The 20,079-nt window shown below is 63.8% G+C and carries 16 protein-coding genes; 8 read left to right on the plus strand and 8 right to left on the minus strand.

The genetic code is table 11. The features are described 5' to 3' along the window. Positions 1–63: 63 nt before the first annotated feature. The 4 genes from FFS21_RS15800 to FFS21_RS15815 form a co-directional block, all read right to left on the minus strand. Positions 64–864 (minus strand): BPSS1780 family membrane protein, encoded by an 801-nt coding sequence (locus FFS21_RS15800; protein ID WP_137925737.1) that lies wholly within the window; start codon positions 862–864, stop codon positions 64–66. A gap of 6 nt (positions 865–870) precedes the next feature. Further along, positions 871–1,854 (minus strand): homoserine kinase, encoded by a 984-nt coding sequence (locus tag FFS21_RS15805; protein WP_137925738.1) that lies wholly within the window; start codon positions 1,852–1,854, stop codon positions 871–873. A 187-nt stretch (positions 1,855–2,041) separates the two neighbouring features. Then, a complete protein-coding gene (locus tag FFS21_RS15810; RefSeq protein ID WP_137925739.1) occupies positions 2,042–2,461 on the minus strand; it encodes a DUF2782 domain-containing protein in 420 nt (139 codons plus the stop codon). 203 nt (positions 2,462–2,664) lie between these two features. Beyond that, positions 2,665–3,612 (minus strand): LOG family protein, encoded by a 948-nt coding sequence (locus FFS21_RS15815; protein WP_171020422.1) that lies wholly within the window; start codon positions 3,610–3,612, stop codon positions 2,665–2,667. 4 nt (positions 3,613–3,616) lie between these two features. On the opposite strand from FFS21_RS15815, the gene polA reads away from it, so the two are divergent. From polA to FFS21_RS15835, 4 genes are all read left to right on the plus strand, one after another. Further along, on the plus strand, positions 3,617–6,430 hold the full coding sequence (polA, locus tag FFS21_RS15820; RefSeq protein ID WP_137925740.1) for a DNA polymerase I: 2,814 nt from the start codon (positions 3,617–3,619) through the stop codon (positions 6,428–6,430). 235 nt (positions 6,431–6,665) lie between these two features. Beyond that, positions 6,666–8,081 (plus strand): NAD(P)/FAD-dependent oxidoreductase, encoded by a 1,416-nt coding sequence (locus FFS21_RS15825; RefSeq protein WP_137925741.1) that lies wholly within the window; start codon positions 6,666–6,668, stop codon positions 8,079–8,081. Positions 8,082–8,211: 130 nt separating this feature from the next. After that, positions 8,212–9,087: a dienelactone hydrolase family protein gene (locus FFS21_RS15830; protein ID WP_137925742.1), complete on the plus strand. Its 876-nt coding sequence runs from the start codon at positions 8,212–8,214 to the stop codon at positions 9,085–9,087. A gap of 197 nt (positions 9,088–9,284) precedes the next feature. Further along, positions 9,285–10,094 (plus strand): ZIP family metal transporter, encoded by an 810-nt coding sequence (locus FFS21_RS15835; RefSeq protein ID WP_202126689.1) that lies wholly within the window; start codon positions 9,285–9,287, stop codon positions 10,092–10,094. A 30-nt stretch (positions 10,095–10,124) separates the two neighbouring features. On the opposite strand, the gene FFS21_RS15840 is transcribed toward FFS21_RS15835, so the two are convergent. The 3 genes from FFS21_RS15840 to FFS21_RS15850 all read right to left on the minus strand — a co-directional run bounded on the left by FFS21_RS15840 (position 10,125) and on the right by FFS21_RS15850 (position 13,249). Continuing rightward, on the minus strand, positions 10,125–10,991 hold the full coding sequence (locus FFS21_RS15840; protein ID WP_137925744.1) for a sulfurtransferase: 867 nt from the start codon (positions 10,989–10,991) through the stop codon (positions 10,125–10,127). Between the two features lie 55 nt (positions 10,992–11,046). Continuing rightward, positions 11,047–11,970, minus strand: coding sequence for a DMT family transporter (locus FFS21_RS15845; RefSeq protein WP_137925745.1), 924 nt, complete (start codon positions 11,968–11,970; stop codon positions 11,047–11,049). Positions 11,971–12,142: 172 nt separating this feature from the next. Next, positions 12,143–13,249, minus strand: a complete 1,107-nt coding sequence (locus FFS21_RS15850; protein WP_137925746.1) for an aromatic ring-hydroxylating oxygenase subunit alpha — start codon at positions 13,247–13,249, stop codon at positions 12,143–12,145. A 433-nt stretch (positions 13,250–13,682) separates the two neighbouring features. On the opposite strand from FFS21_RS15850, the gene FFS21_RS15855 reads away from it, so the two are divergent. From FFS21_RS15855 to folE2, 4 genes are all read left to right on the plus strand, one after another. After that, on the plus strand, positions 13,683–13,994 hold the full coding sequence (locus FFS21_RS15855) for an exodeoxyribonuclease VII small subunit (protein WP_137925747.1): 312 nt from the start codon (positions 13,683–13,685) through the stop codon (positions 13,992–13,994). Beyond that, positions 13,991–14,875 carry a polyprenyl synthetase family protein gene (locus tag FFS21_RS15860; protein WP_137925748.1) on the plus strand — a complete coding sequence of 295 codons (885 nt, stop codon included), beginning with the start codon at positions 13,991–13,993 and terminating at the stop codon, positions 14,873–14,875. Before FFS21_RS15855 ends, FFS21_RS15860 begins: the two co-directional genes overlap by 4 nt. 45 nt (positions 14,876–14,920) lie before the next feature. Then, entirely contained in the window at positions 14,921–16,840 is a 1,920-nt protein-coding gene (gene dxs / locus FFS21_RS15865) for a 1-deoxy-D-xylulose-5-phosphate synthase (protein WP_137925749.1), read from the plus strand. Positions 16,841–17,171: 331 nt separating this feature from the next. Beyond that, on the plus strand, positions 17,172–17,975 hold the full coding sequence (gene folE2 / locus FFS21_RS15870; protein WP_137925750.1) for a GTP cyclohydrolase FolE2: 804 nt from the start codon (positions 17,172–17,174) through the stop codon (positions 17,973–17,975). 64 nt (positions 17,976–18,039) lie between these two features. Here folE2 and FFS21_RS15875 read toward each other — a convergent pair whose 3' ends face one another. Next, positions 18,040–20,067: an alkaline phosphatase D family protein gene (locus FFS21_RS15875; RefSeq protein WP_137925751.1), complete on the minus strand. Its 2,028-nt coding sequence runs from the start codon at positions 20,065–20,067 to the stop codon at positions 18,040–18,042. Positions 20,068–20,079: the final 12 nt, after the last annotated feature.

Below are 20,079 nucleotides of genomic sequence, written 5' to 3' on the forward strand. Positions count from 1 at the left end.
TGCTGACCCTCTCCCCCGACCCCTCTCCCGCCGTGCGGGAGAGGGGAGCAAGACAAGCGGATATCAAGGCTGCTGCGCCCCGTTCACCACCTCTTCCGGCGGCAGGATATTGAAACAACCCCGGTACGTCGCATAGAACGAGCAGTACAGGATCGCCAGCATCAGCAGCGAATACGGCGTCACGAGGAACGACAGCACTTCCTGCCCGCCGAATGCCGCGAACACGGTCTCCAGCACCAGCGGCACCGCTACCAGCAACACCGCGAACAGCATGGCGTAGGTGAAGAACGCGCCGCGATTGCGCCAGCAGGCGGTCCAGCTGAAGAACAGCGCCTTGACCGGCGGCACCTGGTGCCAGGCCGACAGCAGCGGCGCGAACCAGAACAGCATCGCGATCGGCGTATAGAGCAGGGCGCCGATCATCAGCGCATAGTAGAGCTGCTGTACGGCTTCGGCCGAAGGTTCCTCGCCCTTGAGCACCATGGGCGCCACCGTGCCGATGTCCACCACCGAGGTTGCGATCAGACTCAGCGTGAAAATCAGCACCGCATAGATGCCACCCAGCACAAGCAGATTGCGCATCGCCTGCTTGCCGTTGCTGCGGAAGCCCGACAACAGGATGGTTGGCAGTACGCGCTTGTTCTGGATGACCTCACGGCAAGCCGTCATCACGCCTACGTAAAGCCCTGGCGTGAAAACCAGCAGTGCGATGATGCCGAGCAGCGGCACAAAGATCGCCAGTTGCGCGGCGATCAGGTAGATGAACAGCAGCATCAGGAAGGCGAGCGGGTTCTTGCGGAACAGCCAGACACCCTGGCGGAACCAGACATAGCCTTCCTTGGCGGAAACTTCCAGTAGTTGCATGGCGAATCAGATCCAGGGGAGCGCCGCTGCGTCGTCGAGGCGACGGCGCAGGATGCGTTCGAAATGGGTCGGGTCATGCGGCTGCAGCATATCGGCTTCGCGCGGCAGATAGAAATCCCACAGCCTCGATACCCAAAAGCGCAGCGCGCCGGCGCGCAGCATGTCTTGCCAGTGACGCGCCTCTACCGCTGTCAGCGGCCTCACCGCATGATAGGCGCGCAGCATGGCCTCCGCACGCGAGAGGTCGAGCACGCCGGTCGGCAAGTCGATGCACCAGTCGTTGATCGTCACGGCCAGGTCGAACAGCCATTTGTCGTTGCCGGCAAAGTAGAAATCGAAGAAACCGCCGAGCTTCTGCTGGCCCCCGGCAGTATCGAACAGCACGTTGTCGCGGAACAGGTCGCAATGGCACGGGCCGCCCTGCAGCGCGGCATAGTCGGCGCTGCCAAAGAAGGCGGTCTGGTGCGCGATCTCGTCGGTCAGCAGCTTGCGCTGTGCCGTGTCGAGGAATGGCGTGATCTCTGGCGTGGTCTGCTGCCACCAGCCCAGGCTGCGCAGGTTCGGTTGCTGGCGCGGATAGTCCTGCCCGGCCAGGTGCATGCGCGCCAGCATCGCGCCCACTTCGGCGCAATGTTCGGGCTGCGGGGCCAATTGCGAGGTGCCGGGCAACCGTGTCACGATGGTGGCCGGCTTGCCCTTGAGCTCGCGCAGGATCTCGCCATCGCGAGCGGGCATCGGGGCCGGCACGCTGATGTCGTGGCGCGCCAGATGGTCCATCAGATGCAGGTAGTACGGCAACTGGTCGCTGCGCAGCCGTTCGAAGATCGTCAGCACGTACTCGCGCGTGACGCCATCCTGCTCCATGGTCAGAAAGAAATTGCTGTTTTCGATGCCCGAGGCGATGCCGCGCAGCGCGCGCACTTCGCCAAGGTCATAGTCAAGCAGCCAGCGGGCGATCTCGTCCTGCGAGACCGTGGTGAAAACGGCCATACTGTTTAATTGGTGCGAATCTGGGAGCGGCCGGTCGGCACGACAAGGTGCCGGCCAGCCGCCGCGGCATTGCTGCCGGAGGGCCGGCGCGATGGCCGCCCGGGCTGGGCCTTGGCGGCAATCGTGGGTAAGAAAGGCTAAAGGGTATCAGGACATGAGGCCCTGAACCAGAAAACGTCCTTCAGGCTCAGAACTTGAGGTTCACGGAGGGCACGCGATTCACGTCGTGATCCCGGATTCGCGGCGAGCTATCTTCCGGCTTGCTCATCTCGTACTTGGTGCCGAACCCCGATTGCACCTGGATCTCGGTGGCGCGCCCCTTGTCCTTGTATTCGGTCACCTGGGTGCCATCGCGCTCACGCAACTGGAAGCTCGGCTCGCGCGGCTGGTTCAGCTGGCTCTTGGACGCAGGGGCGATCGGCTGGTTGTTGATCTTGTTGAGTTCCTGCTGCGTCAAGGCGTTGCTGGTTTCCGAGTCCTGCGCCAGCACACGCTGGCTGGCGGTCAGGGCAAGCACGGCGGCGGCAAGCGCGAGCACATAGCCGGGGCGGCGGATCGCTGCATGCAGATCGGCCAGCCTGGCACCCGGTTGCGAAGGGGAAGTCATCTGAAGCTCCTGTGCGCGCGGGCAGGGAGGGCCCGCTGCGCGGATGGATCCTGCCGAATCCGGCGGCGCCGGCCCAGTCAGGATGAACAGGTTTCCATTCTAGCAATTCCTGCCATTTTCGGTCTGTTCTCGTGGCCTTCCGTCCACCCACTGTCCGGGTCCGTCGCGACACCGGCCAGCGGGTGGTTGCAACGCGTAATGCCTTACAGGTAGAACATTTCTTCCTTGGGCGGAATCGGGTGGTCGCCGCCGCGCTTTTCGTAGTACTCGTACACGGCTTCCAGCACTTCCTGCGGCTCGTCCACGATCTTCATCAGGTCCAGATCGTGTTCGGCAATCAACCCCATCGGCAGCAGCGTGAAGCGGAACCAGTCCAGCAGGCCCTTCCAGAAGCGGCTGCCGTACATGACCACTGGCACGGCGCGGGACTTGCCGGTCTGCACCAGCGTCAGCACTTCGGCCAGTTCATCAAGCGTGCCGAACCCGCCGGGCATCACGATGAACGCATCCGAATTCTTCACAAAAGTGACCTTGCGCGTGAAGAAGTGGCGGAACCGCATGGCGATGTCCTGGTACGGATTGCCCTGCTGCTCGTGCGGAAGTTCGATGTTCAGACCCACGCTGGCGGACTTGCCGGCGTGTGCGCCCTTGTTGGCGGCTTCCATGATGCCGGGGCCACCACCCGAGATCACGGCGAAGCCAGCGTCCGAGAACAGCCGGGCGATCTCGATGGTCTTCTGGTAGTACGGCGAGTCCTCGCGCAGCCGTGCGCTGCCGTAGATCGAAACGGCCGGCCGGATCTCGGAGAGGTACTCGGTCGCCTCGATGAACTCTGCCATAATCGTGAACATTTGCCACGATGCGCGCGCCTTCTTTGCCGTGGCGCGGTCTTCATCCGCCAGCGCACGCAGGCTTGGAATCATCTTGCGCGGATTTGCGCGAGCGGCCGCCGCGCGGGCGGCAGCGTCCTGTTCCTCGGGTGTCTTGCCAGCTGCTGCGGCATCGGCTTTTGCGGCGATGGACGCGGCGTGTGCCGAGGCTTTCTCGGGCGGCGGATTCACCGTGTTACCGGAAATGTCGGAAACGTCCGTGTCGGCGAGGGGGGCGGCGTCTGCGCCGCCTGCGGGGGCACCAGTCAATTTAGAGTCCATGGGAATGTCGGATAGTCGAAAAACACTCTTGCTCGTCGATGGATCGAGCTATCTGTATCGCGCGTATCACGCGCTGCCGGACCTGAGGAATGGCGAAGGTCTGCCCACAGGGGCAATCTACGGCATGATCAACATGTTGCGCAAGCTGCGCAACGATTTCCCCGCACAATATATCGCCTGCGTATTCGACGCCAAGGGCAAGACGTTCCGGGATGATCTATATCCCGCCTACAAGGAACATCGCCCGTCGATGCCCGAGGACCTGGCTCGCCAGATCGAGCCGATCCATGAGGCCGTGCGCGCACTGGGCTGGCCGATCGTGGTGGTCGAGGGCGTGGAAGCCGACGACGTGATCGGCACGCTGGCCTGCCAGGCCACGGCGCAAGGCGTGAATACCGTGGTCTCCACCGGCGACAAGGACCTCGCGCAGCTCGTGAATGGCAACGTCACGCTGGTCAACACGATGAGCGGCGAGATCCTCGATCCGCCCGGCGTGGTCGCCAAGTTCGGCGTGGCCCCCGAGCGTATCGTCGACTATCTGTCGCTGATCGGCGACGCCGTGGACAACGTGCCGGGCGTGCCCAAGGTGGGGCCGAAGACTGCCGTCAAATGGCTGACCGAGTACGGCACGCTCGACAGCATCATGGCCGGTGCCGACGGTATCAAGGGCGTGGTGGGCGAGAACCTGCGCAACACGCTTGACTGGCTGCCGCGCGCGCGCGAACTGGTGACCGTCAAGACCGATTGCGACCTGAGCGATGCCGTGGCCGATTTCCAGGCGTTGCACGACCTTGGCGAAGACAAGGAAAAGCTTGTCGATTTCTTCCGCAAGTACGGTTTCAAGACATGGTTGCGCGAAGCCACGGGCGAGGCATTGCCGAATGCACGCGCGGCCGGGGCACGCGCCACGCCGCAACCCGCGCAGTCTGCGCAGGGGGGGCTGTTCGATGCCGCGCCGAGCGCAGCCGAGGCACCCGCCGAGGACTTGCCGCCCGCTGACATCCGCTACGAGACCGTGACGACCGAGGCCGCGTTGGAAGCGTGGATGCAGAAGCTGACCGATGCGCCACTGGTAGCCATCGACACGGAAACCACGTCGCTCGATCCGATGGTGGCCGAACTGGTTGGCATTTCGGTGTCGGTGGAGCCGGGCGAGGCCGCCTACATTCCGGTGGCCCATCGCGGTCCCGATGTGGCGGGCATGGATAACCACGGCCAGCTGTCGCGCGAGTTCGTGCTGGAGCGGATGCGTGCGTGGCTCGAAGATGATTCGCGTCTGAAGCTGGGCCAGCATCTGAAGTACGACTCGCACGTCTTCATGAATCACGGCATCACGCTGCGTGGCATTGCCCACGACACGATGCTGGAGAGTTACGTGCTGGCGTCGTACCGCAATCACGGCATGGACAGCCTGGCCGAACGCCTGCTGAACGTGAAGACGATTACGTACGAGGAAGTCTGCGGCAAGGGCGCGAGCCAGATCGGCTTCGACCAGATCGACCTGCAGCGTGCCACCGAGTACGCGGCGGAAGATGCCGACGTGACGCTGCGCCTGCATCGCAAGATGCTGCCGCAACTGGAGCAGGCCGATGGGCTGCGCTACGTCTACGAGAAGATCGAGATCCCGGTGTCGGTGGTACTGCAGAAGATCGAACGCAACGGCGTGCTGATCGATGCGGACCGTCTGGCTGCACAGAGCGCGGACCTGGGCCAGCGCATGATGGAAGCCGAGCGCGCTGCGCATGAAGCTGCGGGGCAGCCGTTCAACCTCGGTTCGCCAAAGCAGATCGGTGAAATCCTGTTCAACCAGATGAAGCTGCCGGTGGTCAAGAAGACCGCCAGCGGCGCACCGTCCACGGACGAAGAGGTGCTGCAGAAACTGGCCGAAGACTATCCCCTGCCCAAGCTGCTGCTGGACTACCGGGGGCTGTCGAAGCTGAAATCGACTTACACCGACAAGCTGCCGCGCATGGTCAACACGCGCACGGGCCGCGTGCATACGAGCTATGGGCAGGCCACTGCCGTGACTGGCCGCCTGGCTTCGACCGAGCCAAACCTGCAGAACATTCCGGTGCGCACGGAAGAAGGCCGCCGCATTCGCGAAGCGTTCATTGCCGCGCCGGGCAACGTGATTGTTTCCGCCGACTATTCGCAGATCGAACTGCGCATCATGGCGCATATCTCGGGCGACGAGAATCTGCTGCGCGCGTTTGCCAATGGCGAAGATATCCACCGCGCCACGGCCGGCGAGATCTTCAACGTGGAACGCGAGGCCGTGACAAGCGAGCAGCGCCGCTACGCCAAGGTCATCAACTTTGGCCTGATCTACGGCATGAGCGCGTTCGGGCTGGCCGGCAACCTTGGCATCGAGCGCGAGGCGGCCAAGCACTATATCGATCGCTACTTCATGCGCTATCCCGGCGTGGCGAACTATATGGAAGAGACGCGGCAGAAGGCGCGCGAACAGGGCTATGTGGAGACGGTGTTCGGTCGTCGCCTGTGGTTGCCGGATATCAACGGCGGCAACGGTCCGCGCCGTCAGGCAGCGGAGCGCGCGGCCATCAACGCGCCGATGCAGGGGACCGCAGCAGACCTGATCAAGTTGTCGATGATCGGCGTGCAGGACTGGCTGGAGGCCGACAAGCTGGGCTCGCGTCAGATCATGCAGGTACACGATGAACTGGTGCTCGAAGTGCCCGAGGCAGAGTTCGAACTTGTGAAGGTGAAGCTGCCCGAGCTGATGTGCGGCGTGGCGCAGTTGAATGTGCCGTTGGTGGCTGAAGTGGGCAGCGGCTCGAACTGGGAAGAGGCGCACTAGCAAGTCACCTGTCTTGTCTGTCGCCCCTGCGATGCCGCTGTATGCAAAGAAGTACTTGCTGAAACGACCGGGGACCCCTTGCCAGTCGTGTTGCTGTGCAGCACACTGGCAGCAACCCAGTCGTAGTCAGCAGAATCTTCGCAGTACAGAATAACGGCCTCGCGGTGCGAGACCACAACAGAAAGACGCCGCAGGGGCCTGCACCGGTTTTCAAATTGAAAACATCGGGTAGACCATGAGCAACGCACAAGGCAAAGAGGAAAGCGCCCCTACTCCTACGGAAACCACACCAATCGCAAGCGGTCCGCAACGCAGCGCGGCGCCGCGTGCATCCAACGCACTCCATCGCATCATCGTTGTCGGTGGCGGTGCCGGCGGGCTCGAACTCGTCACGCGGCTCGGTGACAAGCTCGGCAAGTCGCGTCAGGCGCAGATCACGCTGGTGGATCGCTCGCCCACGCACATCTGGAAGCCGCTGCTGCACGAAGTGGCTGCCGGCAGCATGGATCCCAACACTCACCAACTGGAATACGTGGCGCAGGCACGCTGGCACCACTTCGAATTCCAGCAGGGCGAACTGACGGGCATCGATCGCGAGAGCAAGGTCATCCATGTGGCTGCCTGTATCGACCAGGACGGTGCCGAACTGTTGCCCGCGCGCGAGTTGGCATATGACACGCTCGTGCTGGCCATCGGTTGCGTGACGCACTTCTTCAGCGTGCCCGGTGCGGCCGAGCATGCGATTGCCCTCGATACCGTGGCGCAGGCCGAGCGCTTCCGCCGCAAGCTGATCGCGGCATGCGTGCGCGCCCAGAATGGCAAGGGGCGCATGGGCGAGGACGGCCGTCCGCGTGTCGATGTCGCCATCATCGGCGCTGGGGCAACGGGCGTGGAACTGTCGGCGGAGTTGCGCAACACGGCGCATGTGCTGAACGCGTATGGGCTGCACCAGCTCGACCCGCGCCGCGATGTGCGTATCCACGTCATCGAGGCCGGCCCGCGCATCCTGCCCGCGCTGTCCGAACGCGTGTCGGCAGAAACGACCAAGCTGCTGCGCAAGCTCGAAGTCGATGTGTTCACTGGCGAACGCGTGACCGAAGTCACTTCGGATGCAGTGCTCACGGCCAGTGGCAAGCATATCGATGCCGACCTCACCGTATGGGCGGCCGGCATCACCGCGCCGGGCGTGTTGCGCACCCTGGGTTTGCCAGTCAGCAAGATGGGTCAGATCGTGGTTGGCCCCACGCTGCAGAGCGAGACCGATCCGAACATCTTTGCGTTTGGCGATTGCGCTGCCGCACCATGGACCGAGAAGCAGACCACGGTGCCTCCGCGTGCGCAGGCCGCGCATCAACAGGCCACGTTCCTGTACGACGCGATTCGCGCCAGGCTCGCAGGCAAGCCGCTGCCGGAGTTCGGCTTCAAGGACTTTGGTTCGCTGGTGTCGCTGGGACACTTCAGCGCGGTAGGTAGCCTGATGGGCGGCCTGATCGGCGGGTCGATGTTCATCGAGGGGCTGATGGCACGCTTCATGTACACGTCGCTGTATCGCATGCACGTACTGGCGCTGCACGGCGCCATCGGCATGGGGCTCGACACGGTCACGCACTGGCTGCGCAGCAAGACCAGCCCCCGGGTGAAGCTGCACTGAGGTCGATGGGCGAAAGAAGGATGGCCGGTGGCGCGTGCGCTACCGGCCATCTTTGCTTAGAATCGACGGCGCCGCGCTGGCGTCACATGGAGCGGCATCCCGATATCGCCTGATTCCCGGAGCCCGCCCCATGCTGAAGCCAGAAATTGAAAGTCTCGTCCCCGGCCAGCCCTTCGACCGCCGCAGTTTCGTCAAGACCGCGCTAGGCTCGGCTTTTGCCGCAGCCGTGCTGCCGGTGACCGCGCAGACCATCAAGACCGATTTCCAGGGCCTGACGGCCGGCGAGATCACGGTGCCGTCGAACGGCTTCAACATGCCCGTGTACCGCGCCCAGCCGGAGGGCAAGACCAACCTGCCCGTGGTGCTGGTCGTCAGCGAGATCTTCGGCGTGCATGAGCACATCGCCGATGTGTGCCGACGCTTTGCCAAGCTTGGCTACCTGGCCATCGCACCCGAACTGTTTGCGCGGCAGGGCGACCCCAGCAGCTATGGCACCATCCAGGAACTGCAGGCCAACATCATCCAGAAGACGCCCGATGCACAGGTCATGAGCGATCTCGACACCTGCGTGGCCTGGGCGGCTGCGCATGGCGGCGACGTGAACCGCCTGGCCATCACCGGTTTCTGCTGGGGCGGGCGCATCACGTGGCTGTACTCGGCGCACAGCAAGCGCGTAAAGGCCGGCGTGGCCTGGTACGGCCAACTGGTGGGCCAGCCCAACCCGCTGAAGCCGCGCAATCCGGTGGATATCGCTGGCGAACTGAATGCGCCGGTGCTGGGGCTCTACGGCGGCAAGGACACCGGTATCACGCAGGAACACGTGGCGCAGATGAAGGCGGCGCTGGCCGAATCGTCGAATCCGAATGCGAAGGCGTCGACGTTCGTGGTCTACCCCGAAGCCGGGCATGCGTTCCATGCCGACTACCGGGCCAGCTATGTGGACGCGGCGGCCAAGGACGGCTGGCAGCGATGCCTGGCCTGGTTCAAGCAGCACAAGGTTGCCTGATGCCGCATCGACCCGGATGACGGTGAAGTAGCCCCAACGACCGCGCGGGTGATTGCAAAGCAAGGCCGGACGTACGTACAATGCCGACTCTTGCGTTTTTGCAACCATGTTGCGTTAGTGCGAGCGTTTCAGTCGGCGACGACTGCCCGGTGGTCGGGCGGGGGCCGGTCCGGGAGTTCATCATCCATTCCACGCTTTTGTACATCCTGCTGGCGGCGACCATTTCGGGCGTCGGCAGCATCCTGGGTGCGGCAGTGCTATCGCTGACCGTTGCCTCGCGCGTGGTGGAGCGCATGGTGAGTTTCTCGGTGGGGGTGCTGCTGGCCACGGCGCTGCTGCACTCGCTGCCCGAGGCGTTCGAATCCGGCGCCGATCCGCGCGCGCTGTTCGGCACGCTGCTGGCCGGGCTGCTGGGCTTCTTCCTTCTCGAAAAGATCTCGCTGCTGCGCCATTCGCACCATCACGAAGGTGACGGCCATCACCATCACCATGGGCATGACCGCGAGGAAGCGGGTCGCAGTGGCCTGACGATCCTGGTGGGCGATACCTTCCACAACTTTGCCGATGGCATCGTGATTGCGGCCGCGTTCCTGGCCGATCCGCATATCGGACTGGTCACCGCCCTGGCGATTGCCGCTCACGAGATTCCGCAGGAAGTGGGCGACTTCATCGTGCTGCTCAATGCCGGATTCTCGAAGGCGCGCGCCTTTGCCTTCAACCTGCTGTCGAGTCTGGCGGCCGTGCTCGGCGGCGTGGTCGGCTACTTCCTGCTGGACGAGCTGTCGAGCTGGATTCCGTACGTGCTGGTGATCGCGTCGAGCAGCTTCCTCTATATCGCAGTGAGCGACCTGATGCCGCAGATGCAGCGCAAGCCACGGCTCAAGGAATCGGCGGTGCAGGTGTTGCTGGTGGCCGCCGGCATCACGGCCATCGTGTTCATCACCAATGGCGTGCACGAGCAGCACGCCCACCAGCATTCCAAGCAGGAGGAAGCGGCGTCCCGGTGACGCCGCTTTTTGCCTGCAGTGGCCAGTGGATTAGCTACCGGTAGCCACCGGCCGCTTCGGGTCGGCGCACCATTCGCTCCACGATCCCGGATACAGCGCCGCATCGGTCAGGCCAGCCGCTTCCATCGCCAGCAGGTTGTGGCAGGCCGTCACGCCCGATCCACACTGCATCACGGTCTGCGCAGCAGGTTTGCCGCCGAAAACTTCTTCGAACTCGGCGCGCAACTGATCGGCTGGCTTGAACCGGCCATCGGCGGCCAGATTGTCCTTGAAGAAGCGATTGGCTGCGCCAGGGATGTGACCACCCACAGGATCGAGCGTCTCGTTCTCGCCGCGGAAGCGATCCGGTGCGCGGGCATCGACCACGAGCAGGGCAGGTTGATCGAGATTGGCGAGCAGGGCATTGGCGTTGGCAGTGCGCACCAGCGATGGCCGGCGCGTCAGGTTGCCACCCGTTTCCGGATCGGGCGTCGCGCCGGGTTCGAGCGGCAGTCCCGCCGCCACCCAGGCGGCCTTGCCGCCATCGAGCACGGCTACGGCACCGTGACCCACCCAGCGCATCAGCCACCACAGCCGCGCGGCGTACATCGCGCCATGGGCGTCGTAGGCCACGACCAGCGTATCGTCATCCACGCCCAGCGCGCGCAACCGGTTCACAAGCAGTTCGGCGTCGGGCAGCGGATGGCGGCCATTGACGCCGGTCTTCGGGCCGGACAGTTCGTTGTCGAGGTGGAGATAGAAGGCGCCCGGCAGGTGGCCCTGCTGGTAGATCTCGCGGCCCGCAGCCGGATTGGTCAGGTCGAACGAGCAGTCAATGATGACGGTCCGGCGGCCTTCGGAGCGAAGTTGCTGCAGTTCGGTGGCGGTGATCAGCGGTGATGGCGTGGAAGATGGCATGGACAGCGGTCTCTCTCGTTGAGCGAATCGCCGTCAATGCTACACCGCTCAGGGATCAAACCTCGGGGTGGACCTCGGCTTCCGGGGACTTCACCGGCGTGGCCGGCGTGGGATGCTCGTCCGTATCGCGCGCCCGTGTCAGCGTGGTGGCGATGCCACTGCCGACAATCAGCGCCATCCCCAGCCACGACACCCAGTTAAGCTTGTCGTTCCAGACGAGGATGCCCCAGAGGCTGGAGAACACGATGCCTGCGTATTGCAGGTTTGCGGTCAGCAGCGTATTGCCGCGCTTGTAGGCGCGCGTCATCGATGTCTGGCCCAGCGTGGCAAGAATGCCGATCGCCAGCAGCATGCCGGCGCCGCGCCAGGTCATCGGACTGACCCCCGAATACAACATCCAGACCAGACCGCAGGCCAGCCCGACCGCCGAGAAATAAAACACGATCCGGCCTTCGGGCTCGCCGAGCTGGCCGAGCTGGCGCACTTCCACATACGCCAGCGCCGTGAACACGCCCGAGATCAAGCCGATCATGCCGCCCGCGAGCTGGTTGTGGCCGACGACGGAAGGCTGCAACAGGCAGATCACACCGCCGAACGACATCAGGATGGCGCCGATCAGTTTCTTGTCGGCGGTTCGGCCCGTGCCAGCCAGCGCCGCCCCAGCACCGATGATCAGCGCGATCCAGACCGGCGACATGTAGTTCAGCGTCATCGCCGTGGCCAGCGGCAGCATCGTGATCGAGGTGAACCAGAGCAGCAGCGCGGTCACGCCGAACAGGCTGCGCTTGATGTGCGTGACCATGTGGGGCGTACGTACCGATATGCCTTGCGAGCGCAGCATGATCCACATGATCGTCACGCCGATCAGGCTACGGTAGAAGACGATCTCGCCCGTGGTGTAGTAGTCCGACGCCAGCTTGACGCCCACCCCCATCAACGAGAAAGCGAAGGCGGCGAACAGCATCCAGAGCGATTGCATGGCGAGGGGCGGTAACGGGTGAAGCGGGTTGAAGCCGCATGGCATGGCGCCGGGCGGGAAATTCGTTGTATCGGCAACGATTGCGAATGGCGATTGTAACAGTCGGAAGAGGTCGGCTCCAAAGCAAAACGGACCGTTTTCACGGTCCGTTTCGGGGTTACCACAGTGGCGCCTAGCGCTTCTGATAGTCCATGGCGCGGCGATACCACTCGTGGAAATGCTGCATGCCGTCTTCCATTGGCGACTGGTAAGGTCCGGTCTCGCTGACGCCGCGCTTCATGAGTGCGAGGCGGCCGGCGTCCATGCGCTCGGCAATCTCGTCGTCCTCGATGCACGTCTCCATATAGGCGGCGCGCTCAGCCTCTACGAACTCGCGCTCGAACAGCACGATTTCCTCGGGGTAGTAAAACTCCACCACATTGCGCGTCTTGCGCGGCCCGAGCGGGTGCAGCGTCGAGATGCAGAGCACGTTCGGATACCACTCCACCATGATGTTGGGGTAATAGGTCAGCCAGATCGCGCCATGCTTGGGCAGCTTGCCGTTGTTGAAGCGCAACACTTCCTCGTGCCACTTCTGATAGGTCATGCTGCCCGGACGCTTCAGGCCCGCGTGCAGGCCCACGGTCTGGACGCTGTGCCATTCGCCGAACTCCCACTTGAGATCGTCGCACGACACGAAACTGCCAAGGCCTGGGTGGAACGGTACGACGTGGTAGTCCTCCAGATAGACCTCGATAAAGGTCTTCCAGTTGTAGTCGCACTCGTGAACTTCCACGTGGTCGAGCATGTAGCCTTCGAAGTTCAGGTCTTCGGCCACCCCCATGCGCGCGAGGTCCGCCCGCACATCGCGCTCGCCCTCGAACAGCATGCCGTTCCAGTTCTGGAGCGGCGAACGGTTCAGGTGGACGCAGGGTTGCTCGGCGAAATGCGGCGCGCCCAACAGGTCACCCTTGAGGTCGTAGGTCCAGCGGTGGAGCGGGCAGACGATGTTCTTCGCATTCCCGCGGCCGTTCATCATGATGGCCTGGCGATGGCGGCAGACGTTGGACAGCAGTTCGATGCCGTCCGGGTTGCGCACCAGCATGCGTCCCTCGTCCTCGGCGGCCAGCGTCTGGAAGTCGCCGGATTCCGGCACCATCAGTTCGTGGCCGACGTAGCCGGGACCCTTCTTGAACAGCAGTTCGAGTTCTTGTTGATGCAGCGCCTCGTCGAAATAGACATCCACGGGCAACTGCGAATCAGCCGGCGCAAGTTTGAGCGCGGTGCTGAGATTGGACATTATCCCCACTCCCTATGAACAGGCGAAAGCAGTGAACAACCCAACCATCGAAATATGAATCGATTTGGGAAACCGTGTCAGACGAGCAGAAACCGGTCCGGTTCCCCAATCTGCAAGACTGGAGAATGCGTGGAAAACGCAACGGGGGCGAACTCGCTGACGAGCCGGGGATTGTACCCGACCCAAAAAGTTAAGGGCCTGATTATTTGGCCTTTTTAGCGAAAAAGTCGACCCGGGTCGTCATGGAGGTGCCCTTTCGGGCGCATTCGGAATGACGACCCGGGCGCACACGTCACATGGCGGTCACGCCCGTGTCACAAGCGATTGATATGTGCGCTATCCGCACGGGGCTGTCTGCAATATGGATCAGTCTGTTCTGCGGCCTGCCCACGGTTTGGCGTAAAATCGCGAATTACCCTGATCAAGGCCTGACATGCCAAGAACGACCACAGCCCCGGCGCAGCCTCAAGAGGCAGACGAGCCGGTGGCCGCAAGCGTGCCGCCGGCTTCCTATGAGGCCGCCATGGCCGAGCTGGAAACGCTGGTGGCCAGCATGGAAAGCGGCGAACTCCCCCTGGAGGCCTCACTGACGGCATACCGTCGTGGCGCCGAACTCGTGCGCTATTGCCAGCACAGCCTGGAGCGGGTGGCCCAACAGGTCAAGGTTCTGGAAGGTGACGCGCTGAAACCCCTGGCAGCCGAGTCACGTACCGATAACAACAGCAACGGCGCAGACTTCGAATGAGCGATTTTGCAACCTGGATGCGGGCGCAGGGCGCCCGGACCGAGGCCGCCCTGGACGCAGCACTGCCGTCCAGGGACACAATTCCACACACCCTCCATGAAGCCATGCGCTATGCTGTCCTCGGCGGTGGCAAGCGGGTTCGCCCGCTGCTGGTGCATGCGGCTGGCGAAGTGGCGGGGGCATCCCCCGAGGCTTGTGACGCTGCGGCCTGCGCCGTGGAGATGATCCACGCCTACTCGCTGGTCCACGACGACATGCCATGCATGGACGACGACGACCTGCGCCGCGGCCGTCCCACGGTCCACAAGGCCTACGACGAAGCCACGGCGCTGCTGGTGGGCGATGCCTTGCAGACGCAGGCTTTCATCGTGCTGGCCCAGACGCCGGCGCTGGGCGCCGAGGCGCGCCTGAAGCTGGTGGCCGAACTGGCGCACGCATCGGGCTCCGTGGGCATGTGCGGTGGCCAGGCCATCGACCTGCAGAACGTGGGTCTGGCGATGAGCCGCGACGCGCTGGAAGGCATGCATCGCATGAAGACCGGTGCGCTGCTGCGTGCCAGCGTGCGCATGGGCGCGTTGTGCGGAAGCATCGATCCGGACGGCCTGGCAGCGCTGGATCGTTACTCGGCAGCCGTGGGATTGGCGTTCCAGGTGGTAGACGATATTCTCGACGTCACTGCCGATACGGCCACGCTCGGCAAGACTGCCGGCAAGGATGCCGCCAATGACAAGCCGACCTATGTGTCGCTGCTTGGTCTGGATGCCGCACGCGAGCTGGCCTCCCAGCTGCGCACCGACGCCCACGAGGCGTTGGCGGGATTCGGCGCACGCGCCGGCCGGCTGGCCGAATTGGCCGACCTGATCGTGCTGCGCTCAAACTGAACTGACAAGCCGGACAAACAGAATCCGGCGGCCGAACGGACACAAATGACCTACACGCTGCTCAACAACATCGACGACCCCGCAGACCTGCGCCGCCTGGACCGGCGCCAACTCGAGACGCTGGCCGACGAACTGCGCGCCTACGTGCTCGAATCGGTCTCGCAGACCGGCGGCCACCTGTCGTCGAACCTCGGCACGGTGGAACTGACCATTGCGCTGCATTACGTCTTCGACACGCCCAGTGACCGCGTGGTCTGGGACGTGGGTCACCAGAGCTACCCCCACAAGATCCTGACCGGCCGTCGCGACCGCATGTCGACGCTGCGCCAGTACGGTGGCATCTCGGGCTTCCCGCGCCGCGCCGAAAGCGAGTACGACACCTTCGGCACCGCACACTCGTCCACTTCGATCTCGGCCGCGCTCGGCATGGCGCTCGGCGCCCGAACGCAGGGCGAGAAGCGCGTTGGCATCGCGGTGATCGGCGATGGCGCGATGACCGCCGGCATGGCTTTCGAGGCCATGAACAACGCGGGCGTCTACAAGGACCTGCCGCTGCTGGTGGTGCTGAACGACAACGACATGTCGATCTCGCCACCGGTGGGCATGCTGAACAAGCATCTGGCGCGACTCTTGTCTGGCCAGTTCTACGCGGCCACGAAGAAGGGCATCGAAAAGGTGCTGTCCGTTGCGCCCCCCGTGCTCGAATTCGCCAAGCGTCTGGAAGAGCATGCCAAGGGCATGGTCGTACCGGCCACGCTGTTCGAGGAATTCGGCTTCGACTACATCGGCCCGATTGATGGCCACGACCTCAACTCGCTGGTGCCGACGCTGCAGAACATCCGCCAGCGCGCCCTGGAAGGCCACGGCCCGCAGTTCCTGCACGTGGTCACCAAGAAGGGCCAGGGTTACAAGCTGGCAGAGGCCGACCCGATCCTGTACCACGGCCCGGGCAAGTTCAATCCCGAGGAAGGCATCCGCCCGGCTGCCAAGCCATCGCGCAAGACCTACACGCAGATCTTCGGCGATTGGCTGTGTGACACGGCCGCTGCCGACAAGCGCCTGATCGCCGTGACGCCGGCCATGCGCGAAGGTTCGGGCATGGTCGAGTTCGAGAAGCGCTTCCCGGATCGTTACTACGATGTGGGCATTGCCGAGCAGCATGCGGTGACGTTTGCAGGCGGTCTGGCCTGCGAGGGCCTGAAGCCTGTCGTGGCGATCTACTCGACGTTCCTGCAGCGCGGCTATGACCAGCTGATTCACGACGTGGCATTGCAGAACTTGCCCGTCGTGTTCGCACTGGACCGTGCCGGCCTGGTGGGCGCCGATGGTGCCACGCATGCGGGCGCTTATGACATCCCGTTCCTGCGCTGCATTCCGAACATGATGGTGATGACGCCGTCTGACGAGAACGAGTGCCGCCAACTGCTGACCACGGCTTACCAGCAGGATTGCCCGACCGCCGTGCGCTATCCGCGCGGTGCGGGCGTGGGCGCGGCCACGCAGGCTGAACTCACGGCGCTGCCGGTGGGCAAGGGTGAGATTCGCCGCCAGGGTCAGGCACGTGCCGGCCAGCGCGTGGCGATCCTGGCGTTTGGTTCGATGCTCCAGCCGTCGCTGACGGCAGCCGAGCCGCTAGACGCCACCGTGGCGAACATGCGCTTCGTGAAGCCGCTGGATGTGGAGCTGGTCAAGCAACTGGCTGCCGACCACGACTTCCTGGTGACCGTCGAAGAGGGTGCAACGATGGGCGGTGCGGGCAGTGCGGTGCTCGAAGCGCTGGCCGAGGCCGGCGTGGAGATCCCGACGCTGGTGCTGGGCTTGCCCGACCGCTTCATCGACCATGGCGATCCCGCATTCCTGCTGTCGCAATGCGGCCTGGATGCGGCGGGTATCGAGCGCTCGGTGCGCGAGCGCTTCAAGCTGGCCGATCAACCGGTCAAGGTGGCTACCTCGCGCGTGGCGTGATGGCCTGAGCGGTCTCAGTAAGATTGAAACCGGCGCGGAAATTCCGCGCCGGTTTTGTTTTGGGCGCCGCAAACCGGCAACGCGCCGCACGGGCAGGGCATGGGCTGCTCGAAATGCGCGGAATCACGCACGCCTGCGGCGAGCCTTGCCGATATCCCGTAAAATCGCCGTTCCCATTTTGTGTTCGCAGCTGCGGGCCGGTGCATGAACCATGTACATGGACCCGTCGTTTCACACTCGTTGCGCGGCGTGGAGAATTAATCCTGCGAAAAACGCCGCGACCGTAAGGATGGCTGCCGCGCCCCGGCTGGCGTCCTGGAGGAAACCGTAGATGAATGACATCAATCCCGCCTTTGTCATGCCCGACGTGCAATCGAGCGTCGATACCCGCCAGATCGTGATCCAGCGCGTTGGCGTGAAAGGCGTGCGCTATCCGTTGACGCTGAAGACGCCGGCCGGCGCAGTGGCCACGGTTGGCACGTTCACGCTGGACGTACGCCTGCCGGCTGACCAGAAAGGCACACACATGTCGCGCTTCGTGGCATTGCTCGAAGACAACCGCGCGCCGCTGGATCTTGCAGCGTTCCGCGCGCTGCTCGACGATATGCTCGTGCGCCTGGAAGCCGACGCCGGCCGTATCGAAGTCACGTTCCCGTACTTCATCAGCAAGACCGCGCCGGTCTCGGGCGTGCAGTCTTTGCTCGATTACGAAGTCACGCTGATCGGCGAGAAACGCGATGGTCAGACCCGCCTGTTCCTGACCGCACTGGTGCCGGTGACCAGCCTGTGCCCGTGCTCGAAAAAGATCTCGCAGTACGGCGCACACAACCAGCGCTCGCATATCACCATGAAGGTGGAGCTGGCCGGCGACCTCGACGTGGAAACACTGGTACGCATGGCTGAGGAAGAAGCGTCGTGCGAACTGTGGGGCCTGCTGAAGCGCCCCGACGAGAAGTTCGTGACGGAGCGCGCCTACGAAAATCCGAAGTTCGTCGAGGACCTCGTGCGCGATATTGCGATGCGACTCAATGCCGATGCGCGCATCGTGGCGTACACGCTGGAAGCCGAGAACTTCGAGTCGATCCACAATCACAGTGCCTATGCTGTGATCGAGCGCGACAAGCGCGTCGACTGATCGCCCGCTGCTTGTTTGCTCCCCTCTCCCGCTACGCGGGAGAGGGGAGAATGCCATCAGCAGGTCAAACCACCGTCACCGCAGGCACCCCTGCCGCAACCTCCACCACCTTCACACTCTCCGTTGCCGGCAGCGCAGGCGCCACGCCGTTCGCCAGCGGCTTGAGCTTGCGGAAGCTGCAGCTCAATTTCGACGCCGTCAACGTCACCACCGCATACCCCTGCGCGTCCGTATTCACATACTTCAGCCACGGATTGAACGTCGTCAGCGTGCTGTTGAAGGTGTTGGTGACCGTGCCGCTGGAGTCGGTCGTGTAGATCAGCGGCGCGGCAGCTTTGAATGCCGCATCGCTATCCACCACGCTCTTGAAGTAGCTCTGGAACGAGTTGCTCGACAGGCCAGCGGTGACAAGATCCACCATCACGGGCACCGGCGTGGTGGCGTCGTAGTCGTCCATCACCGGGCCGGCGAAGAACGCGTGGATATCGCCAGTCAGCGCCACTACATTCTTGATGCTGCCGTTCTTCAGGAAGGCCATCATGGCCTTGCGCTCGGCGTTGTAGCCATCCCACTGATCGGCGTTGAGGATGTACTTGTCCAGTAGCGCCACCGAGGGCAGGGCGGCGTTGAGCACGGGGGCGATGCCTGCGTCGAACACGCCGTTCGAGATGCCCGCATTGGTCAGCAAGTACGCCTTGAGCGAGGCATAGGCCGGCGTCGGATAGGTGCCATCGCCCTTGGCCGTGGTCAGGTCGGCCACCAGTGCGCCGATCATGCCCGTTTGCAGCGGCGCGAGCGCGCTGTTCGCCTGCACCAGGCCGCTGGCGAGCAATGCGGCGATGGCTTGCGTACCATCGATCTGCATGCGCAGCAGCGAGACCTCGTTGCCCCAGAGTTTCCACGTCGTCGAGGCACTCGCCATCTGCTGCTGCCACCACGCGCGCTGCGTATCGCCGAGGATCGACACCGGCGTCAGCGCACCACCCGCGCCGCTGATCTTGCTCGCTTCGAGTCCAGCCAACGTGGCCTTCGGCACGAAGTAGCGGCTGCCGATGCTGCTGCCGGCTGCCTGCTCGGGGATCACGTGGTCCGCGCGATAGAGGCGTTCGTCGGTCATCACCAGCGTGGCGAGATTACCGAACGTGAATGAGCGGTAGATCTGGATATTGCGGAACGACGTATCGGCCTGGTCGAAGCTGACATCGGCCGGCATGAATTCGAACCATGCCTGGCTGGCGGCGCGGCGGCGGGCCGTGCGTGGGTCGGCATCGTCGGCGGCCGTGTAGGTCTGGTGGTCCTGCCAGCAATCGTCGGAAAACTCGTGGTCGTCCCAGATGCCGATCACCGGAAAGCGCGCGTGCAGTGCTTGCAGCCGGGCATCGCTGCGATACGACTTGTAGAGGTAGCGGTAGTCGTCGATCGTGGTGGCGTAGGTGCCATCGGCGGTGGCGGTGCCGTTCGGCAGCGTCAGTTGCGTATGGCGGCTTTCCACCTTGCCTGTCTGGAAGGCGGCGCCGACGGTCTCGTAGATGTAGTCGCCCATGTGGACGATGAAATCGAGATCCTCGCTGACCAGTTCCTCCATGCCGGCCCAGTGATTTACGCTCCAGTCCTGGCACGTTATGAAGGCGAACTTGAGCTGCGAGAGCGGCGTGCCGGCGGCCGGCGCGGTCTTGGTGCGGCCCACCGGGCTGGTCTGGCTACCGGCGATGAAGCGGTAGTAGTAGGTCGTGCCGGCCGTCAGGCCCGTGACCTTGTTGCGCAACGTGTAGTCCCAGTCAGGCAGTGCGGAAAGCGTGTTGTCGACTACGAGCGTGCTGAAATCGGCGTTTGCCGAGACCTGCAGCCGCACGCTGACGCTTTTGCCTGCGCTGGCACCTGCCACGCGCGTCCACAGCATCACGCTGTCGGGTTTCGGATCGCCGGAGGCCACGCCCTGATCGAATTTGTAGGTCGCGCCCGGCTCGGTAGTCGGCGGCGTGGTGGGGGCGGGGGTGTTGTTATCGTCGTCGCCACCGCAGCCGGCCAGGCCCGTAGTGGCCACCGTCACGGTAACGAAACTGCCCCATTTCAGGAACTTGCGGCGATCCATCTGCGTTTCCTC

The organism is Cupriavidus sp. 2SB, from assembly GCF_005503625.1.
In the GTDB taxonomy this organism is placed as follows: domain Bacteria; phylum Pseudomonadota; class Gammaproteobacteria; order Burkholderiales; family Burkholderiaceae; genus Cupriavidus.